This is a genomic window from Sutterella massiliensis (assembly GCF_016899755.1).
Lineage (GTDB): Bacteria > Pseudomonadota > Gammaproteobacteria > Burkholderiales > Burkholderiaceae_F > Sutterella > Sutterella massiliensis.
The window spans coordinates 1-406 of sequence record NZ_JACJJC010000315.1 but is presented as its reverse complement, the minus strand read 5'-3'; the positions used below and the strand labels follow the sequence as shown (position 1 = coordinate 406).

Annotated in this window: 1 protein-coding gene; it reads right to left on the bottom strand. The window is 58.4% G+C overall.

All coding sequences use genetic code 11. The features are described 5' to 3' along the window. Positions 1–123: 123 nt before the first annotated feature. A partial coding sequence (locus H6A60_RS12730; RefSeq protein WP_205105222.1) for a hypothetical protein occupies positions 124–406 on the bottom strand: 283 nt, incomplete at its 5' end.

The window sequence follows — 406 nt, the reverse complement described above, 5'->3', positions numbered from 1 at the left end:
GCGTAGCCGGATGCGTTCTCGACCGCGGCTCGGAGCTTGCTGTCAAGCGCGTCTGTTTCCTTCTCAAAGAGCGCAAGGCGCTTTTCCGCAGCGTCGATCTCCGACTTCAGCATGCGCTGCATTTCAATGGCGTCGCTGCATTCGACGATATTGCCGAGAACGGCGCGCTTCTGCTCGACATCTGCGCGCTGCGTTTTCGTCCAAAAGCGCTTTGTTCTCAGCCTCTGCTTCCACGCGGATGTTCTGCTTGAGCGCTTCGACCGACGCTTTTGCTGCCGCTTCTTCCGTTTGAAGCGCTTCCAGACGACCAAGAACGTCATCGGTGCTCTGCTTGAGCTTACCGTACATGGCAACGCGGTCGAGCAGCGCCTGGTTGTCGACGATATGCTCGGCGACTGCGTTGATC